The 20,825-nt window shown below is 60.5% G+C and carries 23 protein-coding genes and 3 tRNA genes; 13 read left to right on the plus strand and 13 right to left on the minus strand.

Annotation, left to right across the window (positions count from 1 at the left end):
* Window positions 1-4: 4 nt before the first annotated feature.
* Both trxA and H0194_RS05690 read left to right on the plus strand, forming a co-directional pair.
* Window positions 5-328: a thioredoxin gene (trxA, locus tag H0194_RS05685; RefSeq protein ID WP_185175004.1), complete on the plus strand. Its 324-nt coding sequence runs from the start codon at window positions 5-7 to the stop codon at window positions 326-328.
* Window positions 329-374: 46 nt separating this feature from the next.
* The gene (locus H0194_RS05690) at window positions 375-1,556 is read left to right on the plus strand and encodes an N-acetylmuramoyl-L-alanine amidase (protein WP_185175005.1); all 1,182 of its coding nucleotides are present in this window, start codon (window positions 375-377) and stop codon (window positions 1,554-1,556) included.
* Here H0194_RS05690 and H0194_RS05695 read toward each other — a convergent pair.
* The 7 genes from H0194_RS05695 to rpmH are packed head-to-tail and all read right to left on the minus strand — an operon-like array spanning window position 1,553 to window position 5,719.
* Window positions 1,553-2,533 (minus strand): ParB/RepB/Spo0J family partition protein, encoded by a 981-nt coding sequence (locus H0194_RS05695; protein WP_185175006.1) that lies wholly within the window; start codon window positions 2,531-2,533, stop codon window positions 1,553-1,555. The genes H0194_RS05690 and H0194_RS05695 overlap by 4 nt on opposite strands.
* A gap of 2 nt (window positions 2,534-2,535) precedes the next feature.
* The gene (locus H0194_RS05700; RefSeq protein WP_185175007.1) at window positions 2,536-3,384 is read right to left on the minus strand and encodes a ParA family protein; all 849 of its coding nucleotides are present in this window, start codon (window positions 3,382-3,384) and stop codon (window positions 2,536-2,538) included.
* Between the two features lie 10 nt (window positions 3,385-3,394).
* Window positions 3,395-3,982, minus strand: a complete 588-nt coding sequence (gene rsmG / locus H0194_RS05705) for a 16S rRNA (guanine(527)-N(7))-methyltransferase RsmG (RefSeq protein WP_185175008.1) — start codon at window positions 3,980-3,982, stop codon at window positions 3,395-3,397.
* 3 nt (window positions 3,983-3,985) lie between these two features.
* Window positions 3,986-4,939 carry a membrane protein insertase YidC gene (gene yidC / locus H0194_RS05710; protein WP_185175009.1) on the minus strand — a complete coding sequence of 318 codons (954 nt, stop codon included), beginning with the start codon at window positions 4,937-4,939 and terminating at the stop codon, window positions 3,986-3,988.
* Window positions 4,940-4,945: 6 nt separating this feature from the next.
* Entirely contained in the window at window positions 4,946-5,197 is a 252-nt protein-coding gene (yidD, locus tag H0194_RS05715; protein ID WP_246389145.1) for a membrane protein insertion efficiency factor YidD, read from the minus strand.
* Window positions 5,198-5,223: 26 nt separating this feature from the next.
* The gene (rnpA, locus tag H0194_RS05720) at window positions 5,224-5,571 is read right to left on the minus strand and encodes a ribonuclease P protein component (RefSeq protein WP_185175011.1); all 348 of its coding nucleotides are present in this window, start codon (window positions 5,569-5,571) and stop codon (window positions 5,224-5,226) included.
* Window positions 5,572-5,575: 4 nt separating this feature from the next.
* Window positions 5,576-5,719, minus strand: coding sequence for a 50S ribosomal protein L34 (rpmH, locus tag H0194_RS05725; RefSeq protein ID WP_185175012.1), 144 nt, complete (start codon window positions 5,717-5,719; stop codon window positions 5,576-5,578).
* A gap of 557 nt (window positions 5,720-6,276) precedes the next feature.
* Between rpmH and dnaA the strand changes: the two genes are divergently transcribed.
* The 5 genes from dnaA (at window position 6,277) to gyrB (ending at window position 13,149) form a co-directional block, all read left to right on the plus strand.
* Window positions 6,277-7,695, plus strand: coding sequence for a chromosomal replication initiator protein DnaA (gene dnaA / locus H0194_RS05730; RefSeq protein ID WP_185175013.1), 1,419 nt, complete (start codon window positions 6,277-6,279; stop codon window positions 7,693-7,695).
* A gap of 445 nt (window positions 7,696-8,140) precedes the next feature.
* Window positions 8,141-9,325 carry a DNA polymerase III subunit beta gene (dnaN, locus tag H0194_RS05735; RefSeq protein WP_185175014.1) on the plus strand — a complete coding sequence of 395 codons (1,185 nt, stop codon included), beginning with the start codon at window positions 8,141-8,143 and terminating at the stop codon, window positions 9,323-9,325.
* Window positions 9,326-10,471, plus strand: a complete 1,146-nt coding sequence (gene recF, locus H0194_RS05740; RefSeq protein WP_185175015.1) for a DNA replication/repair protein RecF — start codon at window positions 9,326-9,328, stop codon at window positions 10,469-10,471.
* Window positions 10,471-11,019 (plus strand): DciA family protein, encoded by a 549-nt coding sequence (locus H0194_RS05745; protein ID WP_185176911.1) that lies wholly within the window; start codon window positions 10,471-10,473, stop codon window positions 11,017-11,019. The genes recF and H0194_RS05745 overlap by 1 nt, the downstream gene beginning before the upstream one ends.
* Window positions 11,020-11,130: 111 nt before the next feature.
* Window positions 11,131-13,149 carry a DNA topoisomerase (ATP-hydrolyzing) subunit B gene (gene gyrB, locus H0194_RS05750; RefSeq protein ID WP_185175016.1) on the plus strand — a complete coding sequence of 673 codons (2,019 nt, stop codon included), beginning with the start codon at window positions 11,131-11,133 and terminating at the stop codon, window positions 13,147-13,149.
* Here the strand turns inward: gyrB and H0194_RS05755 are convergent.
* The 4 genes from H0194_RS05755 to H0194_RS05770 are packed head-to-tail and all read right to left on the minus strand — an operon-like array spanning window position 13,146 to window position 14,256.
* A complete protein-coding gene (locus H0194_RS05755) occupies window positions 13,146-13,583 on the minus strand; it encodes a DUF6918 family protein (RefSeq protein WP_185175017.1) in 438 nt (145 codons plus the stop codon). The two genes, gyrB and H0194_RS05755, sit on opposite strands and share 4 nt — an antisense overlap.
* Window positions 13,576-13,776 (minus strand): hypothetical protein, encoded by a 201-nt coding sequence (locus H0194_RS05760; protein WP_185175018.1) that lies wholly within the window; start codon window positions 13,774-13,776, stop codon window positions 13,576-13,578. The genes H0194_RS05755 and H0194_RS05760 overlap by 8 nt, the downstream gene beginning before the upstream one ends.
* A 10-nt stretch (window positions 13,777-13,786) precedes the next feature.
* Entirely contained in the window at window positions 13,787-14,047 is a 261-nt protein-coding gene (locus H0194_RS05765) for a cell filamentation protein Fic (RefSeq protein WP_185175019.1), read from the minus strand.
* The gene (locus H0194_RS05770) at window positions 14,044-14,256 is read right to left on the minus strand and encodes a CopG family transcriptional regulator (protein WP_185175020.1); all 213 of its coding nucleotides are present in this window, start codon (window positions 14,254-14,256) and stop codon (window positions 14,044-14,046) included. The genes H0194_RS05765 and H0194_RS05770 overlap by 4 nt, the downstream gene beginning before the upstream one ends.
* A 78-nt stretch (window positions 14,257-14,334) precedes the next feature.
* Here H0194_RS05770 and gyrA point away from each other — a divergent pair, with 78 nt between their 5' ends.
* From gyrA to H0194_RS05790, 4 genes are all read left to right on the plus strand, one after another.
* Window positions 14,335-16,857: a DNA gyrase subunit A gene (gyrA, locus tag H0194_RS05775; RefSeq protein WP_185175021.1), complete on the plus strand. Its 2,523-nt coding sequence runs from the start codon at window positions 14,335-14,337 to the stop codon at window positions 16,855-16,857.
* 3 nt (window positions 16,858-16,860) lie between these two features.
* Window positions 16,861-17,208 (plus strand): DUF3566 domain-containing protein, encoded by a 348-nt coding sequence (locus tag H0194_RS05780; RefSeq protein WP_185175022.1) that lies wholly within the window; start codon window positions 16,861-16,863, stop codon window positions 17,206-17,208.
* 77 nt (window positions 17,209-17,285) lie between these two features.
* A tRNA-Ile gene (locus tag H0194_RS05785) sits at window positions 17,286-17,362 on the plus strand.
* A gap of 9 nt (window positions 17,363-17,371) precedes the next feature.
* Window positions 17,372-17,444 (plus strand) — tRNA-Ala (locus H0194_RS05790).
* Between the two features lie 142 nt (window positions 17,445-17,586).
* On the opposite strand, the gene H0194_RS05795 is transcribed toward H0194_RS05790, so the two are convergent.
* Window positions 17,587-18,774 carry an IS1249 family transposase gene (locus H0194_RS05795; RefSeq protein WP_185175023.1) on the minus strand — a complete coding sequence of 396 codons (1,188 nt, stop codon included), beginning with the start codon at window positions 18,772-18,774 and terminating at the stop codon, window positions 17,587-17,589.
* A 180-nt stretch (window positions 18,775-18,954) separates the two neighbouring features.
* On the opposite strand from H0194_RS05795, the gene H0194_RS11170 reads away from it, so the two are divergent.
* Window positions 18,955-19,404, plus strand: coding sequence for a GNAT family N-acetyltransferase (locus tag H0194_RS11170; RefSeq protein ID WP_425486464.1), 450 nt, complete (start codon window positions 18,955-18,957; stop codon window positions 19,402-19,404).
* Here the strand turns inward: H0194_RS11170 and H0194_RS05805 are convergent.
* Window positions 19,361-20,641, minus strand: coding sequence for a cytochrome P450 (locus H0194_RS05805; protein ID WP_185175024.1), 1,281 nt, complete (start codon window positions 20,639-20,641; stop codon window positions 19,361-19,363). The genes H0194_RS11170 and H0194_RS05805 overlap by 44 nt on opposite strands.
* Before the next feature lie 98 nt (window positions 20,642-20,739).
* Here H0194_RS05805 and H0194_RS05810 point away from each other — a divergent pair.
* A tRNA-Ala gene (locus tag H0194_RS05810) sits at window positions 20,740-20,812 on the plus strand.
* Window positions 20,813-20,825: the final 13 nt, after the last annotated feature.

Here is a 20,825-nt window from a genome sequence, read left to right on the forward strand (position 1 = left end):
AATCATGAGCAACATTATTGATGTCACCACCGAGACCTTCCGCTCCTCAGTCGTGGATTCAGACAAACTGACCGTTGTGGATTTCTGGGCACCGTGGTGCGGACCGTGCAAGAAGCTGTCCCCACTGCTCGAAGAGATCTCCGACGAGATGGGCGATGACGTTCAGATCGCCAAGGTCAACGTGGACGAAGAGCGCAACCTGGGCGCCATGTTCCAGATCATGTCCATCCCCACGGTGCTCATCTTCAAGGATGGAGAAAAGGTCTCCGAATTCACGGGACTTCGCCCCAAGGCCAGCATCGTGGCGGCCATTGAAAAACACAAATAGCTGCTAATCTGGGAACACGTTAAACAGTAGAAAGGGAAGGGGACAAGTGAGCCGCAACCTTAGCGTAGGTGACTCCAGTGCGCGCGTCGCTGAAGCACGAGCGACCCTCGCGCGCATCGGTCGTCTTTCTGACTACCAGGGCGAGGTCACCGATTGGAAGACCCAGAAGTTCAGCGAAGAAGACAAGTACTTCGACCAGTCGCTCGCTGACGCTCTGAAGGCCTTCCAGCAGTCCCGGGGCATCGTGCCCTCCGGCGACATCGACGATCTCACCCTGCGCGAGTTGCGGCACGCGTCCTATACCCTGGGCGCGCGCGTGCTGTCCTTCCAGCCCAACAACGAGCTGGTGGGCGACGACGTCTCCCAACTGCAGCAGCAGCTCCAGGAGCTGGGCTTTTACCCCAACCGGATCGATGGTCGCTTCGGGCAGCACACCCGCGCCGCACTCCAGGCCTACCAGCTCAACGCGGGTCTGAAGTCCGACGGCGTCTGCGGCCCGAACACCATCCGTGGCCTGTCGCTGCTCGGCCGCCGCATCACGGGCGGTTCCGCCCAGGCCATTCATGAGCGTGAACGCGTACGTTCCGCGGGCCCGATGCTGGCGGGTAAGCGCGTGGTCTTGGACCCGGGCCTCGGAGGCTCCAACAAGGGCCGGATCGTCCGCGGCCGCTTCGGTGACATCACCGAGGAGGAAATCCTCTGGGATCTGGCTACCCGCATCGAGGGCCGCATGATCGCCGCCGGGATGGAGACTATCTTCTCCCGCCCGCGGATGGATGATCCTTCCATGAAGGAGCGCGCGGAAATTGCCAACGCTTTCGGCGCGGATCTCATGCTGTCGCTGGCCTGCGACCACTACCCGAACGACAAAGCCAATGGCGTGGCCAGCTTCTACTTTGGCTCCGAGCACGGCGCCTCATCCATGATCGGCGAGACCCTCTCGGGCTTCATCCAGCGCGAAATCGTCGCCCGCACCAACCTGGGCAACTGTCGCAACCACGGCCGCACCTGGGAAATCCTGCGTCTGACCAAGATGCCGGTGGTCCAGCTGTTTGCCGGCTATCTCAGCAACCCCGGTGACGTCGCGGCGCTAACCACCCCATCGGTCCGCGATGAAATCGCGGAGTCCGTGGTGGTGGCCGTCAAGCGCCTCTACCTGCTGGATCAGGATGACTTTGCCACCGGCACGTACGCCTTCGCGGACCTGCTGAAGGCGGAACGCGCCTAGTTGCCTTCGATGAGCGCCATGATGCGCTCAAAGTCTTCCTGGTTGCCAAATTCGACGACCATCTTGCCCTTGCGCTTGCCCATGGTGACCGTGACCTTCGTGTCCCACTTATCGGCCAGGCGCTCCGCCGTGTGCGTGAAGTACTCCGGCTGCGGCACCGGGGCTGCCTTCGTCTTCGGCTTCTCGCCGCGCTTGAGTAAGGTGACTGCCTCCTCGGTGGCGCGGACTGACAGGCCCTCAGCGACAACGCGATCAGCGATGAGCTTCATGTCCTCCTGATCCTCCAGGCCCAACAGGGCACGAGCGTGACCGGAAGACAGTACGCCCGCGGCCACGCGGCGCTGCACATCCACGGGCAGGCGCAGCAGGCGCAAAGTATTGGTCACCTGGGGGCGGGAGCGACCCAGACGATCCGCGAGTTCCTCCTGGGTAGCGCCGAATTCTTCCAGCAACTGCTGGTAGGCATGCGCCTCTTCTAGGGGGTTGAGCTGGACGCGGTGGATGTTTTCCAGCAAGGCGTCGCGCAGCAGATCGTCATCGCCCGTATCCCGCACGATGGCCGGGATGGTGGACAGACCCGCCTTGGAGGCAGCGCGCCAACGACGCTCGCCCATGATGAGCTCGAAGCCCTGCTTCGCCGGACGCACCACGATCGGCTGCAGGAGGCCGAACTCCTTGATCGAGTGCACGAGCTCCGCGAGGTCGTCCTCATCGAAGACGGTGCGCGGCTGCTTCGGGTTAGGGGAGATGTCCCCGATCGCTACTTCGCGGTAGGTCGCGCCAATGGCGCGCGGCATCGCGGCTTTCTTCTTGCCACCAGTGGCGATGGTCGGCGCACCCGGGACTGCTTTGCCCTTGCCGAAAATGACGTCGGAAGCGTCGTTGCCGATCCCCGGCTTGCGCTGCGGGGCGTCCGGGCCCGAAGGGATGAGCGCGGCCAGGCCTTTACCCAGCCCACCTTGTTTCTTATCAGCCATGTTTATCCTTCCAGCTCAGCAAAAATCTCGGGGCTCACGCCAATTGGTCCCGTGGTGTGGTGCGGCACGTAGTCACCGCGGGAATCCAGCTCCCGGGCCGCGGCCACATAGGCCCGTGCGCCCGAGGATGAGGGATCGAACTCGATCACAGACTTGCCGTAGCCCGGGGCCTCCGATACCCGTACGGAACGAGGGATCACATTACCCAACACCACGGCTCCAAATTGGTTCCGGACCTCGTCCGCCACCTGCTCGGAGAGTCTGGTGCGCGCGTCATACATGGTCAGCAGCACCGCCGAAATGTGCAGGTCCTCGTTGATGTGCTCCCGAATCATCGTGATGTTATTAAGCAGCTGACCCACGCCCTCCAGTGCGTAGTACTCGCACTGAATCGGGATGATCACTTCCTCCACGCACGTCATGGCGTTGATGGTAAGCAGGCCCAGCGACGGCGGGCAGTCGATGAAGACGTACTCGAAACCGTGAGTGTCCATGAAGCCGTTATGCAGGGCGTCGTAAAGCCGGAACTCACGACGCACCAAGGACACCATTTCGATCTCCGCACCGGCCAAATCAATGGTCGCCGGAATGCAGTAGAGATTGTCCGTAAAGGCGGACTTCTGCATGGCCTCCTCGGCGGTCTTATCGCCCAGGAGTACCTCATAGGAGGACGGGGTGCCGGTACGGTGTTCGGCGCCCACCGCGGTGGAAGCATTGCCCTGGGGGTCCACATCGATCACAAGGACCTTCTTGCCTGCCGCAGCCATGGCGGCCGCGAGGTTAACCGCAGACGTGGTCTTGCCAACACCGCCCTTTTGGTTGGCGATCGTGATCAATCGTGGTGAAGTCATGCCCACCACTCTAGTTCACGCGGGGGACACGGATAACCGTGGTTCCGTCCACCACTTCTACCGTGGCTTTTCCGCCGCCGGCCTTCTGGATGTCCTTGGCATCGCGCGCCAGTTCCTCGTGCACAGACTCACCCTTCATGGCGATCATCTCGCCGCCCTTGCGCACGAGCGGCAAGGACCACCTGGCCAGCTTGCCCAGCGGGGCGACGGCGCGAGAGGTCACGATGTCAAAGCCCTTGGCCGGAACCTCCTCGGCGCGGCCGCGGACCACGGTCACGTTGTCCAGACCCAGCTGCTCCTTAACCTCCCCGAGGTAGGTCGAGCGCTTCAGCAGTGGTTCGATGAGCGTGATGTCCAGGTCCGGACGCGCAATGGCGAGCGGGATACCCGGCAGGCCGGCACCCGAACCGACGTCGGCAATGCGCGCGCCTTCCGGCATGAGCGAATTGATGACGGCGCAGTTGACCAGGTGGCGCTCCCACAGGCGGGGAACCTCGCGCGGGCCAATGAATCCGCGCACGGAACCCACCTCAGCCAAAGACTGATGGTAAGCCTGCGCCAGGGAGAAGCGTTCCCCGAATACTTCCTCAGGCATCATGTGTTATCCCTGCTTACGCTGCTTCTTGGAACGCTTATCGGCCTTCCGGGCGCCGGGCTTCGGCGCGGTTGTACGCTTGGCCTCGATCTTCGCCTGCTCCTCAGCCTCTTCCTCGCGGTCCATTATCGCGTAAACCACACGAGACTGCACCGTGGTCCACACGGTGTTGGCGAACATGTAGAACAGCAAACCAATGGACCAGATGAACGCACCCGAGATGACCATGATGGGCATGAACCAGAGCATCATCTTGTTCATCATTTCCATCTGTTGCTGCATCATCTGTGCATTTTCACCGGTGGGCTGCGACACCTTACCGGCAGCCTTGCGCGCCTGCTGGCGCGACTGCATCATGCGCGCGTTCACGTGGGTGAGCACCGCAATCACCAAAACCAGCGGGATAATGATCATGGCCACCTGGGTGGTGTCCACGTTTTCCAAGAGCTTGGTGTTTCCGCGCAAAGTCGCGGAGAGCGGCACTCCGCCGACACGTGCGTCCAGGAAGGACTGCACGTCTTCCGGCTTAAAGATGTAGTTCGCAGTCTCACGGTTGGCCTCGACGGACATGTTGCCGGTGCGCTCGCCCGTGCGGTCGAAAGAACGAACGACGTGGAACAGACCAATGAACATCGGCATCTGCGCGATAAGCGGCAGACAGCCGGCCATGGGGCGGAAGTTCTCTTCCTTATAGATGCGCTGCATCTCCTCGGCAGCTTTGGTGCGATCGTTCTTGTAGCGGTCGCGCACCGCCTGGATCTTCGGCTGGATCTCCTGCATCTTGCGGGAGGAGCGCATCTGGTTGATGGTCGGCTTGACCAGCAGGGCCTTCAGGGTCCAGGTCATGAGAACGATGGCGAGGATCCAGGTGAAACCGGAGTTCTCGTCCATCACGAAGCTCAACACCTCGCGCCAGAACCACAAAAGGGCCGAGATAGGCCAATAGATGATATTAAGCACTGTGAGTTATTCCTCTGTCTTGATTACTTCAGCAACCGGATCGAACCCACCCGGGTGCCATGGACCGCACTTGGCTAGCCGCGCTACCGACAGTGCGGTACCGCGAAGAACACCATTGCGACTATATGCTTCCAGCGCGTAGGCGCTGCACGTCGGTTCGAAACGACACGTCGACACCATCTTAAGGGGTGAGAGATACCTTTGGTAGCCGCGCAGCACCTTGACCGCCAGCGTGGCGACGCCGCGGGCCTCCGGAATTTCTTCCCCGGCACTGTTGCGGTAGGTCACGACTTTTTGACCGCCTTGGACAGCGCCTTCTCGACGTCGCGACGCAACTCCTCACTGGACGCCGATCCCGCCGGACCAAGCGCGCGAATGACCACGTCAAGCGTCGGCGGATACCCCGGGGTAAGGCTCATGAAAACATGCCGAAGCCGCCGGGAGGTGCGGTGACGAATCACGGCATTCCCGACGGCCTTCGAAACAATAAGGCCACAACGCGGCCCGGACGCATCCACGGCCGGATTGTGGCTGACGTGCACCACCACTGTGCGGGAACCCGCCTTGGTGCCGCCCTTCATCACTCGGGAAAATTCCGCGGGTGAGGACAGCTTGTGTTGGTGTGCGAGCACGAAACTAAGCGGTCAGCTTAGAACGACCCTTTTTGCGACGTGCAGCGACAATCGCACGGCCTGCGCGGGTGCGCATGCGGGTGCGGAAACCGTGCTTACGTGCGCGACGACGGTTGTTCGGCTGGAAAGTCCGTTTACCCTTTGCCACGGTAAATCTCCTTGAAATCTCAAATTAAAAGTGAGCGCTGCTCACTGCGAATAATGTGCTGCCTGCGCGGTTGCGCGCGGCGGAACTTCACTACAGCGTTGGCGCTGCAATAGACCATCACAGATTACGCGAGGGTAGGCCCATCCAACAAATCGACACTCGGGTACACCCAGAATTACAAGCCTGTGTTTTTGCGCAGGTTACCGGGGTGTTTCCGGATCCATCCTGCGGTTAAGGATGGGGTAAAGAATCCGGGATAAAACCCGAGTTTTCAATTGTTAGACATCGCGAGCCTTCCGCGGGTAACAATGTCTAATTAGTACCAGCGATCTGTGGATAACCCTCAATTGTCAGTTGAGAGTTTTCGCATTGTCGCTGCATAACCCAATAATTTCCCGCAATTTCGTTTATCCACAACACCCATACTAGGCTGTGGATAAATGGCTTTTTCACACCTGTGGATAACCCTGTGGAGCACAAGGTAACGCCGTAAATTTGGGTGTGGAGGAAGCAGTGAATTTCACGTTACGGACCGGAAAACGAGGCCTGAAGCAATAGTGTCAGACAGCGCTGCAACTCTCGATCACACGTGGCGAACCGTGGTGGAGGATCTCCTTCACCAAGCAGATCGCCCCGATTCCGCCGTACCTACTTTCACGCATACTCAGCGCGCATATCTCCAGCTCACGCGCCCAATCCTGCTAGCAGACGGCTACGCGTTGCTCGCTACCCAAAGCGCCGACGCCAAGAAAGTACTCGAGGACAGCCTGGCCGTCCACATCACCAAGGCACTCAGTGATCACATGGGGCGGCCGTGCTCCGTCGCATTTACCCTGGAGACACCTTCCGAGCCCGATCCGGGCCCAGAACAGGGGTGGGAGCCTGTGGACACTCCACCGCCGGCCCGCTTGCCGCGTGAGGTTCCGGCACACGATTCCAACCGGGAAAAGTCGCTCAACCCGAAGCACACGTTTGAAAACTTCGTGATCGGCTCCTCCAACCGTTTCGCGCACGGCGCGGCGGTCGCCGTCGCCGAGCAACCCGCCCGTGCCTATAACCCGCTGTTCATCTGGGGCGGTTCCGGCCTGGGCAAAACCCACCTCCTGCACGCCGCCGGCAATTACGCCCAGGTGCTACAGCCGAACCTGCGTGTCAAGTACGTCTCCAGTGAAGAATTCACGAACGACTTCATCAACTCCATGCGCGATGACCGCCAGGAGTCTTTCAAGCGGCGCTACCGCAACCTAGACATCCTCATGGTCGACGACGTCCAGTTCCTCGAAGGCAAAGAATCCACCCAGGAGGAGTTCTTCCACACCTTCAACGCGCTGCACCAGGCGAACAAGCAGATCATTTTGTCCTCCGATCGCCCCACCAAGCAGCTGACCACGCTTGAGGATCGCCTGCGAACCCGATTCGAAGGTGGATTGATCACAGACATCCAGCCGCCGGACCTGGAAACCCGCATCGCCATCCTCATGAAGAAAGCTGCCGCGGACGGCACTCGCATTGATCGCTCGGTCCTGGAGCTCATCGCTTCTCGCTTCGAGACCTCCATCCGCGAACTCGAAGGCGCGCTAATCCGCGTATCCGCCTACTCCTCCTTGGTCAACGAACCCATCAGCATGGAAATGGCAGAAATTGCCCTGCGGGATCTCGCACCGGAGTCCGGGGCCTTCAACATCACGGCCGGAGCAATCATCGAGACGACCGCGGAGTTCTTCAACCTCGACGTCTCCACCCTCACCGGCACCGGCAAGAAGCGGGCCATCTCGCACGCCCGCCAGCTCGCGATGTATCTGTGCCGTGAACTCACCGAACTTTCCCTGCCCAAGATTGGCGAGGAGTTCGGCGGTAAGGACCACACCACGGTCATTTACGCGGAGCGCAAGATCCGCAAGGAAATGACAGAAAACCGCAACACCTACGATGAGATTCAAACGCTCACGCAGATGATAAAAACTAGGGGCCAATAGCCCGCTGACCTTCCCCGTGTTGGGAAGGTCTTTTTTTATCCACAGGGTTGTCCACACCTGTGTAATTACGCCGATGTAATTCATGAGCTTGCCCACAAAAGGGCTTTTCACATGCACTGATTCCCTGTGGGGAGCGCTGTGATCAATCAGTGAACAAATCCGGCACACCTGTGGAGAACTCGACACCCGACTTTGTTATCCACACCGCGAGGCAGAATTACACATTTTGATCACAGGACAACCAACACCCACAAAAGCCACCACTACCTGCACCAAGATCGAAGATCCCACAGCTTCCACACCACTTATTACTGTTACTACTGATCAAACTTGGTTTTCTTGGGAGAAATGGGATGTGTGAAAGAACCGCCCGCGATCTCATGTCTGGCCAATGTTGTAAGTTGTAAGAGTAAGAATCAGGCGAACAAGGAGCGGAAGAACTTACATGAACTCAAACGTCTCATTTCGCGTAGCCAAGGATGATCTGGCTGCTGCAGTCGGCTGGGTTGCACGTTCTCTGCCCACCAAGGTCACGCAACCTGTTCTTCGCGCGATGGTGATTACCGCCGACGATGAGGGCCTGGAGTTCGCGGGCTTCGACTACGAGGTCTCCACCAAAGAGCGCCTCGCCGCCGAGATCGCCCAGCCGGGACGCTTCGCAGTCGCCGGCAAACTCATCTCCGAAATCGTCAACTCCTTGCCTAATAAGCCAGTGGACTTCGAGGTCGACGAGAAGATCGCGCTGGTGACTTGTGGTTCTTCCCGCTTCGAGCTCCCTCTCATCCCGCTCGATGATTACCCGCAGCTCCCGGAGCTCCCGGAGGTCACCGGCACGATCAACCCGGCGCTGTTCCAGGAAGCCATCAAGCAGGTGGCCTCCGCCGCCGGCCGCGATGACACGCTGCCGATGCTCACGGGCATCCACATGGAAATCGACGGTCAGTCCTTGCGCTTCACCGCGACTGACCGTTTCCGCCTGGCCATCCGCAACGTCGAGTGGGAGCCCACCGCAGGCGACGTCTCCGCCAAGCTGCTGGTCCCCGCGAAAACTCTTCAGGACGCCGCGAATTCCTTGGACACCTCGCTCAATGATCCCATCGAGATCGCGGTCGGCACCGGTGACAACCTCGGTGGCGACGGCCTGTTTGGTCTCCATGCCCGCTCTCGCCAGACCACCGCGCGCATGCTCGACGCCGACTTCCCGAACATCGCGCCGCTGCTGCCGAAGAGCCACACCTCGATCGCATCCGTGGAGATCGCTCCGCTGCAGGAAGCTATCCGCCGCGTGTCTTTGCTGACGGACCGCAATGCGCAAATTCGCATGCACTTCACCGAAGGCCAAGTCGTCCTTTCCGCGGGAAGCTCGGATTCCGGTAACGCCGAGGAAGCACTGCCGTGCGCCTTCACTGGCCGCGACGAGCTCATCATCGCTTTCAACCCCACCTACCTGCGTGACGGCCTGGGCGTCGTCCACACTGACCGCGTCGTGTTCGGCTTCACCGAGCCCTCACGACCCGCGATCATGATCCCGGAGCCGGAGGATCTGCCGGAGGCCGACGAGGACGGCAACTTCCCGTCGCCCGAGGTAGATTTCACCTACCTGCTGATGCCGGTGCGCCTGCCAGGCTAAATGTTTATTCGCTCGCTCGATTTACGTGACTTCCGTTCGTGGCCTGAGCTGCGCTTAGAGCTCAAGCCGGGAGTCACGTTGTTCGTGGGCAGGAACGGTTACGGCAAGACCAATATCGTCGAAGCCGTGGGCTACATGGCGCACCTGGCGTCACATCGCGTCAACCACGACGCGCCGTTGGTCCGTCAAGGCGCAGACAACGCCCGAATTTCCCTCACCGCGGTCAACGAGGGGAGGGAACTCACCGGCCATCTGCTCATCAAGCCGCACGCCGGCAACCAGGCACAAATCAACCGCACGCGACTCTCCACGCAACGGGAACTCCTCGGAGTAGTAAAAACCGTGCTCTTTTCCCCGGAGGATCTCGCCCTCGTGCGCGGCGAACCCGCGCAGCGCCGCCGCTACCTCGATCACATCATCGCCTCGCGCTTCCCGCGTCAGGCGGGCATCAAGGCGGACTACGATCGCGTGCTGAAGCAGCGCAATGCGTTACTGAAGTCGGCGTCGGCAAGCTTGCGCCGCGGGTACTCGGACGTCGAGGGCTCCGCGGCACTCGCCACCTTGGACGTGTGGGACGCGCAGCTCGCGCACCTGGGGGCACAAGTGGTGAAGCACCGCCTGGAGCTTGTCGACGACCTCGTGGAATTAGTGCCCCAGGCCTATCACGGTCTCGCGCCTGAGTCGCGTCCCGCGACGGTGGAATACAAGTCCACCATCGCTACCGACGACCGGGAGGTCCTCGAGGCTTTGTTGCTCGCGGAACTCGGACAGGCGAGAAGCAAGGAGATCGATCGCGGAACCTCGCTGGTCGGGCCGCATCGCGACGACCTACTCCTGCACCTGGGGACCCAGCCGGCCAAAGGCTTCGCCAGCCACGGTGAGACCTGGTCCTACGCCATCGCGCTGCGATTGGCAGAATTCCACGTGTTATCTGAAGGATCGCAGCCGATCCTCATCCTCGACGATGTTTTCGCCGAGTTGGACGCACGGCGTCGTCAGAAGCTTGCCGCCATGACCCACGACGTCGAGCAGGTGCTCATCACCGCAGCCGTCAACGAGGATCTCCCGGATAACCTCCCGGACAGCACCCGCTTCGATATTGGCGTGAAAGACACGGATTCCGGCAGGGTATCGGTGATCGAGTGATGGAGGATCTCATCACCGCAGCGTTTGAGACCGTGCGCAAGCGGATTCCGAACCCGCCGCACCTGAACCGGCCGTCGCGCAAGCAGTTGCAGCTTACCAGGGCGCGAGTCATCATCCCGGGGCTCGAGGAGCCGATGCCACTGCGCACCCGCGGTATTCCTACTGGGCCGGATGGCCGTCCGCGGCGTCGGCCGCACACCGTGCCGTCGCTGGGCTCGGCTCTCAAGAAAACCATCCGCACCGAGCATTGGGAAGAAGGCCTGGCGCAGGGGATCATCCTGGAGCAGTGGCCGGATATCGTGGGCGAGAAGATTGCGCAGCACACCCGCGTGGACCGCATTGACAACACGGTCATTTATATTGAGTGCGACTCCACGGCGTGGAAGACCAACCTTGGTTATATGCAGCGACAGATCCTGCACAAAATCGCAGACAAGGTGGGTCCCGATAACTTCACTCAATTGAAGCTATTTGTGCCTAATATTCCGTCCTGGCGCAAGGGCAAGCTCCATGTAAAGGGTCGCGGCCCACGAGACACCTACGGCTAAAAGCGCATTCTACGGCGCTCTAAGGTGTGTGAAATGCGCTCAAGTAGGTCCCCACGGTGTAGAATAGCGGGAGTCTTAGAATGAAAATTATTGAAGGAGTACACGAGTTCCGTGGCTGATACTCAACCAAATTACGACGCTTCATCGATCACAATCCTGGAAGGTCTTGAGGCGGTCCGGAAGCGCCCGGGTATGTACATCGGCTCGACCGGATCCCGTGGTTTGCACCACCTCATCTGGGAGGTTGTTGACAACTCCGTCGACGAGGCCATGGCAGGTTACGCCTCCAAGGTGACCGTGCGTCTGCTGGAGGACGGCGGCGTCGAGGTCATCGACGACGGCCGTGGCATCCCCGTGTCCATGCACGCCTCCGGTATGCCCACCGTCCAGGTGGTTATGACCCAGCTGCACGCCGGCGGCAAGTTCGACTCCGATTCTTACGCAGTGTCCGGTGGCCTGCACGGCGTCGGCATCTCCGTGGTGAACGCCCTGTCCACCCGCGTCGAGGCCGAAATCAAGCGCGACGGCAAGCACTGGACGCAAAACTTCAACAACGCGATCCCCGACGACCTCATCGAAGGCGGCAACGCCCGCGGCACCGGCACCACCATCCGCTTCTGGCCGGACGCCGAAATCTTTGAGACCACCAGCTTTGATTACGACACCATTGCTCGCCGCCTGCAGGAAATGGCCTTCCTCAACAAGGGCCTGACCATCACGCTTATCGACGAGCGCGTGACTGCCGAGCAGGTCAAGCTCGAGGCCATCGCCGACGAGGGCGAGACCGCCGAGTCTGTGGATTCCTTCGACGATGAAAACATCTCCGACAAGGACGCCAAGAAGGAAGTGACCTACCACTACCCAGAGGGTTTGGTGGACTACGTCAACTACCTCAACAAGTCCAAGACCTCGATCCACCCAACCATCGTCTCCTTCGAGGCGAAAGGCGAGGACCACGAAGTGGAGATCGCGTTGCAATGGAACCAGGGCTACAAGGAGTCCGTCCACACCTTTGCCAACACGATTAACACCCACGAGGGCGGCACCCACGAAGAGGGCTTCCGCGCGGCACTGACGACGATCATGAATCGCTACGCCCGCGACCATAAGCTCATCAAAGAAAAGGATGGCAACCTCTCCGGCGAGGACTGCCGCGAGGGCCTGGCTGCCGTCGTGTCCGTGAAGGTGAGTGACCCGCAGTTCGAGGGTCAGACTAAGACCAAGCTGGGCAATTCCGAGATCAAGGGCTTCGTGCAGCGCGCGGTCAACGAGAACGTGGCCGACTGGTTCGACGCTAACCCGGCGGAGGCCAAGGCTATCGTCAACAAGGCTGTCGCATCGTCCCAGGCCCGCATCGCCGCACGTAAGGCGCGCGAGATGGTGCGCCGCAAGTCCGCCAACGATCTCGGCGGCCTGCCCGGCAAGCTTGCGGACTGCCGCTCCAAGGACCCCGTGAAGTCCGAGCTGTTCATCGTGGAGGGTGACTCCGCAGGTGGCTCCGCGAAGCAGGGCCGTGACTCCATGTTCCAGGCCATCCTGCCGCTGCGCGGCAAGATCCTCAACGTGGAGAAGGCGCGCATGGACAAGATCCTCAAGAACAACGAGGTCGGCGCCATCATCACCGCGCTGGGCACCGGCATCCACGAGGAATTCGACATCACCAAGCTGCGCTACCACAAGATCGTGCTGATGGCCGACGCCGACGTCGACGGCCAGCACATCGCGACGCTGCTGCTGACGCTGCTGTTCCGTTTCATGCCCCAGCTCGTTGAGGAAGGCCACGTCTACCTGGCTAATCCGCCGCTCTACAAGCTCAAGTGGGGCAAGGGCGAGCCGGGCTACGCCTTCTCCGACGCCGAGCGCGACCAGCAGCTCGAGGAGGGCCTGAACGCCGGCCGCAAGATCAACAAGGACGACGGCATTCAGCGCTACAAGGGTCTGGGTGAGATGAACCCGAACGAGCTGTGGGAGACCACGCTCGATCCGACCACGCGCATCCTGCGCCGCGTCGACCTCGAGGATGCCCAGCGCGCGGACGAGCTGTTCTCCATCCTCATGGGCGACGACGTCGCCGCGCGACGCTCGTTCATCACCCGCCGCGCGAAGGACGTCCGCTTCCTGGACATCTAGCCCATCTGGGCTTCGATGACCCGAGCGATATCGGGAACCTTGGCCTCGAGAATCTTGGCAGCCTTGTTCCGCAGGGAACCGTAGGCCTTTGCCAGGCTTCCCGGGGCCTTTTCTGCGAGTTTGTCGGCGGTATCCACGATCGAATTCGCTACCTCCGCCGAGCGCGGCTCCACAAAGGTGCCAAAGTCCGCGGCGCCCGCGCCCTGGTACTCCTGCCACAACGGCTCCAGATCGCCGAGCAGGCCGGGGAGAACCTTGTTGACGCCCTTCGGCACGATGTCGGCGTCAACTTTCGTCGCGGCGCCCACGGCGCCCTTGATGGCCATGCCGCTGAGTCCGGACTGCTCGGACACGGTGGTCTCCACAAACTCGGTGAGTGCATTCACGGTCTGCGCGCGGCGGGTGCCTTCGAGCAGCTGAGAAAGATTAGACACGGGAAACCTCGATTCCGTAGAGCTTCAATAGGGTGGGGACCTGAGAGAGCACAGCCGCAGGCACGCCGACGATCAACGCGATGTCGAGAGGCGAAGAACCCGTGAGCGACGATCCACTCGACGCATGCGCCGTCGGAGCGCCGATTAACGATACTGCTACCAGTGCTGCTGCAAGCCTTTTTCTCTTAGTCATAGGACTCAATTTACCTGGACGCCCAATGCCGCGTGAGCACAGCAGAACACAATTGGGCAAACTTTTCGTTGCCGTCACTCAACGGCCGCAGCGCTACGATCACCTTCTCCAGCGCCTGCACCTGCTCGGCAGCCGTTCCATGAACCGCGATCCCATCGATCTTCGCATTCACCACGGCGGCAGCTGCGACGAGCGCGGAAAAGTCCACGATTACCACGTTCCGCCGCGCGCAAAACTCGCGCGCAATCAGCAGCAACTGCTCCGCCGTCATGATCGTGCCCGGCGGATTTCGGCCTCGAGGTGGGCGCGGCCGTCGAGAAGCTCTCTGGCGAGCTCCTGGACCTGGGAATCACTGAGCGTTCGCGCGGCCGTGGACACGATAGCGCGCACCGCCGCCTCGTGTTTGGAGGTGCCGAGCGCCGACGCCAACACCGTCAGCGCGTGATCTTGTTGCGCAGTGAGTCGAAGGGTCATTGCCATAGCCGCATGATACCACTGTGATACCACTTCCATGTCTAACAGCGCCGCAGACGCCCGAATAGCGTAAAATGGCCGGTTATGAGCGAGAATAACGAGGGTCTGTTCGACCAAATTCAACCCATCGACATCAACGATGAGATGGAAAAGAGCTACATCGATTACGCGATGTCCGTGATCGTCGGCCGCGCCCTGCCGGACGTGCGCGACGGCCTCAAGCCGGTGCACCGCCGCATCCTCTACGCGATGTACGACAACGGCTACCGCCCCGAGCGTTCCTACGTGAAGTCCGCCAAGCCGGTCGCCGACACCATGGGTAACTACCACCCACACGGCGACTCCGCGATCTACGACACCTTGGTGCGTATGGCGCAGCCGTGGGCAATGCGTTACCCGCTTGTCGACGGCCAGGGTAACTTCGGCTCCCCAGGCAACGACGGCCCTGCGGCCATGCGTTATACCGAGTCCAAGCTGACCCCGCTCGCTATGGAAATGGTGCGCGATATCCGCGAAAACGTCGTGGACTTCTCGCCCAACTACGACGGCAAGGCCCAGGAGCCTGACGTCCTGCCTTCGCGCGTTCCGAACCTGCTCATGAACGGTTCCGGCGGCATCGCCGTCGGCATGGCCACCAACATCCCGCCGCACAACCTGGGCGAGCTTGCCGACGCCATCTACTGGATGCTCGAGAACCCCGAGGCCTCCGAAGAGGAGACCCTTGAGGCCGCCATGAAGTTCGTGAAGGGTCCCGATTTCCCGACCGCCGGCCAGATCGTGGGCGACAACGGCATCCGCGACGCCTACACCACCGGCCGCGGCTCCATCCGCATGCGCGGCGTGACCTCCATCGAGGAGTCCGGCTCCCGCCAGACCATCGTTATTACGGAGCTGCCGTACCAGGTCAACCCGGACAACCTCGTCGCCTCCATCGCGGAGCACGTGGCCAACGGCAAGATTGCTGGTATCTCCAAGATCGAGGACGAGTCCTCCGACCGCGTCGGCATGCGCATCGTGGTCACCCTCAAGCGCGACGCCGTGGCCCGCGTGGTGCTCAACAACCTGTACAAGCACAGCCAGCTCCAGACCTCCTTCGGCGCGAACATGCTGTCCATCGTCGATGGCGTGCCGCGCACCCTGCGCTTGGATCAGATGCTGCGCTTCTACGTCGCGCACCAGATCGAGGTCATCGTGCGCCGTACCCAGTACCGCCTCGACGAGGCCGAAAAGCGCGCCCACATCCTCCGCGGCCTGGTCAAGGCCCTGGATATGCTGGACGAGGTCATTGCTCTGATCCGTCGTTCGCCCACCGTGGACGAGGCACGTGAGGGCTTGAAGGAGCTTCTCGACGTCGATAACGAGCAGGCCGATGCCATCCTGGCGATGCAGCTGCGCCGCCTGGCCGCCCTGGAGCGCCAGAAGATCGTTGACGAGTTGGAAGAAATCGAACGCGAAATCGCCGACCTCAAGGATATCCTCGCCCGCGAGGAGCGCCAGCGTGAGATCGTCAAGGACGAGCTGTCCGAAATTGTCGACAAGTACGGCGACGAGCGTCGTACCGAGATCGTTGCCGCCTCCGGCGACGTCACGGACGAGGACCTCATCGCCCGCGAGAACGTGGTGGTCACTATCACCGCGACCGGCTACGCCAAGCGCACCAAGGTGGACTCCTACAAGGCGCAAAAGCGCGGCGGCAAGGGCGTGCGCGGCGCGGAGCTCAAGCAGGACGACATCGTCAAGAACTTCTTCGTCTGCTCCACGCACGACTGGATCTTGTTCTTCACCAACTTCGGTCGCGTCTACCGCCTCAAGGCCTACGAGCTTCCCGAGGCGGGCCGCACCGCACGTGGCCAGCACGTGGCTAACCTGCTGGAGTTCCAGCCGGAAGAGAAGATCGCACAGGTCATTCAGATTCAGTCCTATGAGGACGCTCCTTACCTCGTCCTCGCCACCAAGCAGGGACGCGTGAAGAAGTCCCGCCTCACCGACTACGAGTCCGCACGATCCGCTGGCCTCATCGCCATCAACCTCAACGAGGGTGACGCGCTGATCGGCGCCTCACTCGTCGACGAGGGTGACGACATCCTGCTCACCTCCGAGCAGGGCCAGGCCATCCGTTTCACCGCTGACGACGACCAGTTGCGTCCGATGGGCCGCGCTACCGCGGGCGTGAAGGGCATGCGTTTCCGCGGCGACGACCAGCTACTGTCCATGTCTGTGGTCCGCGATGGCCAGTTCCTTCTCGTGGCCACCTCCGGCGGCTACGGCAAGCGCACGGCCATCGAGGAGTACACCACGCAAGGCCGCGGCGGCCTGGGCGTGATGACTTTCAAGTACACGCCGAAGCGTGGAAAGCTCATCGGCGCCATCGCTGTGGATGAGGACGACGAGATCTTCGCTATCACCTCCGTGGGCGGCGTCATCCGAACCGAAGTCAACCAAATCCGCCCGTCGTCCCGCGCCACCATGGGCGTGCGTCTGGTTAACCTCTCTGAGGACGTCGAACTCCTTGCGATTGACCGCAACGTGGAGGAAGATGGTGAGGAAAATGCCCAGGCCATTGCCAAGGGCGAGATGACCCTCGAGGACCTGAAGGAAGGCGAATAATCCATGGCGCGACGAGAATTCACCATCACGCGGATTAGCCCGCTTTCCGCGTTCCGCGTTGGGCTCGCGTTCTCCGTCGTGGGGCTCATTGCCTGGCTTCTCGCGGTGTCCATCCTGTACTTCGGCATGGACCAGGCGGGCATCTGGGACTCCATCAACGGCCTCGTCACTGAGGTCGGCGGCACCTCCGCATTGTCGTACGGCATCGTGCTCTCTGCCGCCGCCCTCTTAGGCGCCGTGTGTGCTGTGTCCACGACCATCCTGGCGCCCCTGCTCGCCCTCATTTACAACGCCGTCGTTGCCCTCTTCGGCGGTCTGGAAATTGAGTGGGAGGAAGAGCTTCACCAGTAGCCCTAAATATAGCTACTGACCAGGCGATTTGTAATAGTGGCCGATGGGTATGTAAAGTTCATATTCGTTCCAAGCGCGGGCCTATAGCTCAGTCGGTTAGAGCGCATCGCTGATAACGATGAGGTCGCTGGTTCGATTCCAGCTAGGCCCACCAGGAACGAATGGGGCATTAGCTCAATTGGTAGAGCATCTGCTTTGCAAGCAGAAGGTCAGGAGTTCGATTCTCCTATGCTCCACAGGTAAAACCTCGGACAATGGTCCGAGGTTTCTTGTATTTTCAGACTATGAAGCTACGTGCAATCACTATTCATGATGCAGAGGATATTTAGGGTTAAGTAGCAAAAAGTGTGTCTGCCGGCGTGTCGTCGGCATCGGGGGTTAGCGTAGTGGGCCTTTCCGGATTCTGATGTCGGGGTCGTAGGTGTCTGGGATAGTGTTGTCGTAGAAGGCTGGGCGTCCGGTTTCTTGGTCGGCTGCGTTGTGGTCTTCAGGTTCTAGGTCGTTGACTTTGGCGAGTTGATCTAGTCCGAAGTTGCACTGCCTGGCGATTTGTAATGGGTCGTCAGGCAGTTGCGTTTTGCTGTGCAGCCACCACTCGAGCATGCGCCGTTGTCGCTCTCCTGAACGCCCTCTGTGTATTCGGGCTAAGAGCTTGAGTTGGGAGTTGATTGCTCCTTCCAGGCTGTTTGTCGTCGATGCCCATTGTGGGTTGATGGATTTCGGGTCGGGTTCGATGTAGGTAAACAAGAATCCTTTCTTCGATAGGTTCAGCAACGACATGTAGGCCTGGCGCACGCGTGGGTGGGTGTATTCCCAGGTTTTTGTGGCGGTGCGTCGGTCTTTGGGCAGTGGTGTCTTTTCGTTGAGGAAGTCGTGGTAGACCTGCCCGTATTCGTGTAGGTGGACTGTCCATTGCGCTGCTTGTTCCGCTGTAGAAACAGCGGTGAGCTGTAGTGCTAGTTGGTAGATGGCTTGTCCTGCAGGGGTGCGTGGCCGGCTGGTGGTGTAGCGGCGTACGACGCGTTGTGCGTGGACGAGGCAGCGTTGAATTTTGGTGTTGGGCCACAGCTTTTTAATCGCGCTATATGCGCCGCGTCCGCCGTCCATGACAACGCATAGCGGCGGCGCTAGTTGGCTGAGCAGTTCTAGGTAGGCCTGTGTTGATTCGGCTTTCGCCCAGTGCCAGGTGATGACATGGGTGCGGGTAGCGGCGATAAGCAGGCATCCTGCGGCGGTGTAGGTGCCGTCGATAAAGACCTGGTCAAAGATGCGTTCCGGGTCGACCGTGTTGGGGATGTCGATAAGCCACAACGGCCGGAAGCGTCGATCCATACTCCACCTGCTTAGCCCACGTTCCTGAGCGATGGCGCTAAGCGTTTTATGCGCGGTGACGTAGGCGTGGAAATCGAGGAAATCTTGGGTGTGGCGCTTATCCGTCCTGGAACGTGTCAGGGATTGTCCGCAGCTGGGTGCGGTGCAGCGCCAGCGGGTTTTGCCTGCTTTTGTTGTGCCGTTTTTCTTCATCGCCCCTGCACAACCGGGACATCGTGGTCTGTTTGTAGTCACCGAACTAGCAAACAAGATCCGCTTACCACACCAGCTCGTCAGATCCCGGTATTGAACGAAAACGGAGGTGGAATAACGCCGCAGACGTTATTCCACCCTGATTTATCTACTCTTACCAGCATGTATCACGGTTTACTGGACACACTTTTTGCTACTTAACCCGATATTTACCTCACGTGCATCGATGCCGATACGCAGCGGTTCACGACAATCCCTGCGAACTACACGCGCGAGATGGCGACACAGTTCGCAAGCGAAGTCACTGACTCTCGCTGGGCCATCACCACACCAGAGTTTGGGGATCGCTACTGCGGCAACATTGAACTTCGGGCTATCGACGCCACTACTGCTGACGTCGGCTACAGCACCTCACCGTGGGCGCGGGGGAGTGGGCTACAAACTGCGGCCCTACAACAAGTCGTTGAGATCGCGCGGGAACGGAGATTCCACAACCTGTACTTGTGGGCTGACGTTGACAACGCTGCATCGAGACGCGTGGCGGAGAAGGCCGGCTTCTCCTTCGAAGGCCTTGATTCTGAGCGCCAGTGCCGCGAAGGGGTCAACACCGCAAAATATTCGCTTGACCTTAGCGCTGCACCTTCACGCGGACACCAGTTTCCGGGCGCGTGAGTATGCGCTTCCAGTCGAAGGTGAGGTCCTCCTGGTCGTCTGCAATCTTGATCTCGGGTTGGCAAAGCGCGGCAACGGTGATGGACAGCGCCGCGATGGCAATCTTCTCGCCGGGGCAGCGGTGTCCAGTCTTCACGTCCATGCCGCCTTGGGGAAGGAAACCGACGATGCTCTCGTAGTCGTCAACGCCCAGGAAGCGTTCCGGGTCGAAGGTGCCCGCGGCATGCCACGACTTGGGCCCGGTGTTCGTGTTGAGAATATCGATGAGCACCCGCTGGCCCTTATGGATAGGACAGCCAGAGACTTCCGTATCGTCCTTGGCAATGGCGGGCAGCATGGGCACGAAGGGTTTGGTACGGCGAACCTCTTGTGCGAACGCTACGGCCTCAGGGACGTCGATAAGCTGCCCACCGGCAGCGCTTCGAATCCGCTCGATCCACGCCTGGTTCTCCACCAACGCGGCTGCGGCGAAGGCCGCAAAGCGGGACACCGCAACGGTGGGGCGGGTGAGGTTTTGAAGCTCAATGCCGGCCGTTTTGGCGTCGAGAAGCTCACCGTTTTCGTCCACAAAGCCCGCGACGTTAGCGGCGACGGAACCCTCAGGAACCTCCATGATGCCCGCACGGATCTGTTCGATGACGCCCTCTGCCCAGCTATCGAGGCGCTTGCGCTCGACCCAGGCAACGGGATTGGTCACCGGACGCCCGAATGTGTCGAGCAGGCGGCTGTATTGCGCGGCGCGCTTGTTCATCTCGTCCTCGTCCATAGGCAGCCCAGCCCAACGAAATGCAGCACGGCCGAATGCGCGAGCGGCGTCGTCGTAGACGTTGCCCTCGTTGGTCTCCCACTCCTGGAGCATCTTTTCTACTTCTTCCGCGAGCAAGGGCTTAATCTCAGCGACGCGGGAATCATCGTATGCCTGCGCGATCATCTGTTCCTTGCGCACGCGGTGTGCTTCGCCGTCGAGGCCGTGGATGGCGCCCTTGCCGAACAGCGGTCCGGACACAAATGAAGGCATGGCGTTTTTGCGGACGAACTGTGCGGAGTCGTAGAAGGCGCGCACTCCTTCCTCGCCGCGGAGAATGGTCGTCTTTTTACCCAGCATAGACACGGTAATGGGGGTCTCGGAATCAGGGGAGAGACCTGCACGGCGACGAAGCTTGCCTGCGAAGAGGTAGCCGTCATTGAGGAAGTCGATTACTTTGTCTGGTGTCTTGAAAGTGGTGAGGTTAGGCATATGCCCATTGTTACCAAAGGTTGCGACATTATGTCTGGCAGCGCTCTGTACTGGGGTTTTGGAAGATTGAGCGGGCAGGACTAGAGTTATACGGCACTGGGGCATTAGCTCAATTGGTAGAGCATCTGCTTTGCAAGCAGAAGGTCAGGAGTTCGATTCTCCTATGCTCCACAGTAAGGGGCGG

It is taken from the genome of Corynebacterium incognita, from assembly GCF_014217255.1.
In the GTDB taxonomy this organism is placed as follows: Bacteria; Actinomycetota; Actinomycetes; order Mycobacteriales; family Mycobacteriaceae; genus Corynebacterium; species Corynebacterium incognitum.

Bases quoted from the DNA above. Each gene is read 5' to 3' on its own strand.
- H0194_RS05760 (WP_185175018.1), bottom strand. From the start codon at position 13,776: ATGACTAAGAGAAAAAGGCTTGCAGCAGCACTGGTAGCAGTATCGTTA.
- H0194_RS05805 (WP_185175024.1), bottom strand. From the start codon at position 20,641: ATGCCTAACCTCACCACTTTCAAGACACCAGACAAAGTAATCGACTTC.
- H0194_RS05700 (WP_185175007.1), bottom strand. From the start codon at position 3,384: ATGACTTCACCACGATTGATCACGATCGCCAACCAAAAGGGCGGTGTT.
- dnaN (WP_185175014.1), top strand. From the start codon at position 8,141: ATGAACTCAAACGTCTCATTTCGCGTAGCCAAGGATGATCTGGCTGCT.
- gyrA (WP_185175021.1), top strand. From the start codon at position 14,335: ATGAGCGAGAATAACGAGGGTCTGTTCGACCAAATTCAACCCATCGAC.
- H0194_RS05695 (WP_185175006.1), bottom strand. From the start codon at position 2,533: ATGGCTGATAAGAAACAAGGTGGGCTGGGTAAAGGCCTGGCCGCGCTC.
- H0194_RS05745 (WP_185176911.1), top strand. From the start codon at position 10,471: ATGGAGGATCTCATCACCGCAGCGTTTGAGACCGTGCGCAAGCGGATT.
- H0194_RS05780 (WP_185175022.1), top strand. From the start codon at position 16,861: ATGGCGCGACGAGAATTCACCATCACGCGGATTAGCCCGCTTTCCGCG.
- recF (WP_185175015.1), top strand. From the start codon at position 9,326: ATGTTTATTCGCTCGCTCGATTTACGTGACTTCCGTTCGTGGCCTGAG.
- H0194_RS05765 (WP_185175019.1), bottom strand. From the start codon at position 14,047: ATGACGGCGGAGCAGTTGCTGCTGATTGCGCGCGAGTTTTGCGCGCGG.
- trxA (WP_185175004.1), top strand. From the start codon at position 5: ATGAGCAACATTATTGATGTCACCACCGAGACCTTCCGCTCCTCAGTC.
- H0194_RS05770 (WP_185175020.1), bottom strand. From the start codon at position 14,256: ATGGCAATGACCCTTCGACTCACTGCGCAACAAGATCACGCGCTGACG.
- rsmG (WP_185175008.1), bottom strand. From the start codon at position 3,982: ATGATGCCTGAGGAAGTATTCGGGGAACGCTTCTCCCTGGCGCAGGCT.